Annotated in this window: 2 protein-coding genes; both read right to left on the bottom strand. The window is 71.9% G+C overall.

The window, feature by feature from the left end:
- Positions 1-2,873: non-ribosomal peptide synthetase (locus IEZ00_RS35885; RefSeq protein WP_189227806.1), on the bottom strand; the 2,873-nt coding region annotated here is incomplete at its 3' end.
- Positions 2,870-3,339: phosphopantetheine-binding protein (locus tag IEZ00_RS35880; RefSeq protein ID WP_189227805.1), on the bottom strand; the 470-nt coding region annotated here is incomplete at its 5' end. The genes IEZ00_RS35880 and IEZ00_RS35885, both read right to left, overlap by 4 nt.

The following is a 3,339-nucleotide window of genomic DNA, read 5'->3' as shown; positions in this document are numbered from 1 at the left end:
TCGATTCCGGGCTCGGGCACCACGTAGCCGACGATGCGCCGGTCGCCCGGCACGTCCTCGCGCAGCAGCACCGCGGCATCGCGCACGCCCGCCGCGTCCGCCAGCACGCTCTCGATCTCGCCCAGCTCGATCCGGAAGCCGCGCAGCTTGATCTGGTCGTCGATGCGGCCCAGGAACTCCAGGCTCCCGTCGGCCCGACGCCGCGCCAGATCACCACTGCGGTACAACCGCGCTCCCGGCTCACCGCCGAACGGATCGGGCACGAACCGCTCCGCCGTGAGCGCGGGCCGGTTCCAGTACCCCACCGCCACACCCGGCCCACCCACGTGGATCTCCCCCGGCACACCCACCGGAACCAACCGGCCGTGCCGGTCCAACAAGTGGATGCGCAAGTCGGCCAGGGGCCTGCCGATGGGGTTCAGCCAGCCGTTGGCCACGTCGGCGTCGGTCACCTCGTAGTAGGTGGAGTGCACGGTCGTCTCGGTGATGCCGTACATGTTCACCAGCTTCGGCGCCGCGGTACCGAACCGGTCCACCCACGGCCGCAACTCGGCCATCTCCAGCTTCTCGCCCGCGAACACCACGGCGCGCAGGCACAACGACGCCAACCGGTCGTCGTCCGCCGCGGCCAGGTCCACCAGGCCCTTGAACGCCGAGGGCGTCTGGTTGAGCACCGTCACCCGATGCTCCACCAGCAGATCAAGGAACTCGTCCGGCGACCGCGTCACCGACTGCGGCACCACCACCAGCTTGCCGCCGTACAGCAGCGAACCCCACAGCTCCCACACCGAGACGTCGAAGGCGTAGGAGTGGAACAGCGGCCACACGTCCGACGGGCCGAACTGGTAGTGCCGGTGCCCGCACAGCATCAACCGCAGCACGTTGCGGTGGGTCAGGCACACGCCCTTGGGGCGTCCGGTCGAACCCGACGTGTAGATCATGTAGATCAGGTCGTCCGGCCCCGAACCGTTGTCCACATCGGACGAGGGCAGGGCGTCGATCTCCGCGGACGCGGCGTCGAGCACCACCTGTGCGCCGTCGGAGAACTCCGAGACGGTTGCCGCGCAAGAGGTGTCGGTGACCACGACGGAGACGCCGGCGTCCTCGACCATGAACCGCAGCCGGTCCACCGGCACCGCCGGGTCCAGCGGCAAGTACGCCGCGCCCGCCTTGAGCACGCCCAGCAGCGCCACCACGACGTCAGCCGAACGCGGCAGGCAGACGCCCACCAAGGAACCCGGACGCACGCCGACCGACATCAGGTAGCGGGCCAACCGGTTGGCCCGATGGTCCAAATCCCGGTAGGACAGCACCTCCTCGCCGAAGACGACGGCGGGCGCGTCCGGCGTGGTCGCGGCACGCTCGGCGAACATCGCGTGCACACCGCGGCCGACCGCGAACCCCGGATCGGAACCGCGGTCCAGCAGCAGTTCCCGCTCCGCGGGCCCGACGAACTCCAGCTCCGACAGCCGTGCGGTGGGGTTGCCGGTCACCGCCCCCAGCAGTCCGAGGTAGTGCTCGCCCAGCCGCTCGACGGTGGCGCGGTCGAACAGCGCCGCGGCGAACTCCACCTCCAACCGCATGGAACCGTCGCGGCGCTGCTTGACCAGCGCGGTCAGGTCGAACCGGGACACCTGCGAGGGCAGCTCCAGCGCCTGCACGTCCAGGCCGGGCAGCGAGAACAGGTCGTCCTGGGCCTCGTGCGCGGTGAAGGCGACCTGGAACAGCGGCGTGCGCGACATGTCGCGCTGCGGCTGGACCTCGTCCACCAGGCGGGCGAAGGGCACCTCCTGGTGGTCGAACGCCTCGTGCACCGCGGTGCGGGTGTCGGCCAACAGTTCGGTGAAGGTGGTGTCGCCCTCCCAGCGGGTGCGCACCACCAGGCTGTTGACGCCGTAGCCGATCAGCCGCTGCAGCTCCGGCCGGAACCGGCCGGAGACCACGGTGCCCACCGGGATGTCGGTCTTGCCGGTCCAGCGCGCCAGCAGCGCCTGGAACGCCGACAGCAGCACCACGTACTCGGTGGCGCTGTGCTCGCGGGCCAGCCGCCGGACGCCGTCGGCCAGCTCGGCGGGCACCTCCAGCGACACCACGTCGCCGCGCCAGTCGCGGGTGGCGGGCCGGGGCCGATCCAGCGGCAGCTCGACCGGCTCCAGCTCGTGCAGCTGCTTGACCCAGTAGTCCAGGTGCCTGCGGTGGGCGATCTCGGAGCGGCCGCGCTCCCACGAGGCGTAGTCGGCGAACTGCACGGCGGGTGGCTGGACCGGGGGCGCGTCGGCGGGCCGCCCGCCCGCCACCGCCGCCCGGTAGCCCTCGCGCAGCTCGTCCGCGAACACGCCGGTGGACCAGGCGTCCCACGCGATGTGGTGGAACACCGCCACCAGCACGTGCACGTCGTCGGAGACCCGCACCAGGCTGGCCCTGGCGGGCCACTCGCGCTCCAGGTCGAACCCGGTGCTCGACTCGCGCTCGACGTGCTCCAGCACCGCCACGGGGTTGCCGTGCACGTCGACCACGGGCAGCTCGACGTCGGCGGGCTGGTCGACCACCTGGCGGGGCAGGTCGTCGACCAGTTCGTAACGGGTGCGCAGGATCTCGTGCCGGGCCAGCACCTGCCGCCACGACTGGCCGAGGGCGGCCACGTCCAGCGGGCCCTTGATGCGCAGCGCCAGCGGGATGAGGTACTCCGCGCTGCCGGGGTCGAGCCTGGTGAGGAACCACATCTGCTGCTGGCCGAAGGACAGCGGCAGCGGCCGGGACCGGTCGGCTGGTTCGATGGCCGCGCGGCGGGCCGCCCGCCCGCCCGCCAGCCTGCGCCGGACCAGCTCCTCGCGGTCGGCCTCGACCGCGGTCCCGATCTCGCTCGTCGTCACGACGTGTACCCCCTGCTCTCCAACGAATGCGTGCGGACCTCGGCCTCGGACAGCCGGGCGACCTCGGCCCGGATCGCGGCCTCCACGGCCTCGGCGAGCCTGGCCACGGTGGCGTGCTCGAACACCTGCCGGACGGTGAAGTCGAGGTCGAACTCCTCCTCCACCAGCGATGTGAGCCGCACCGCCAGGATCGAGTTGCCGCCGAGGTCGAAGAAGCTGTCGTGCGCGCCGACATCCGGCACGCCCAGCAGGTCGGCGAACAGCGCCGCGACGCGCTCCTGCGCCGCCCCGCTCGGCGCGGTGTAATCGGCCTTGGCCAGCGCGTCGTCGGTGGGCGCGGGCAGGGCGCGCTTGTCGAGCTTGCCGTTGTTGGTCAACGGCATCCGGTCGAGCACCACGACGGCGGAGGGCACCATGTACTCGGGCAGGGCCGTCAGCAGGTGCTCGCGCAGCTCGCGCGGCGACA

The organism is Saccharothrix coeruleofusca, from assembly GCF_014648515.1.
Lineage (GTDB): Bacteria > Actinomycetota > Actinomycetes > Mycobacteriales > Pseudonocardiaceae > Actinosynnema > Actinosynnema coeruleofuscum.
This window is presented reverse-complemented; position numbering and strand designations above follow the sequence as displayed.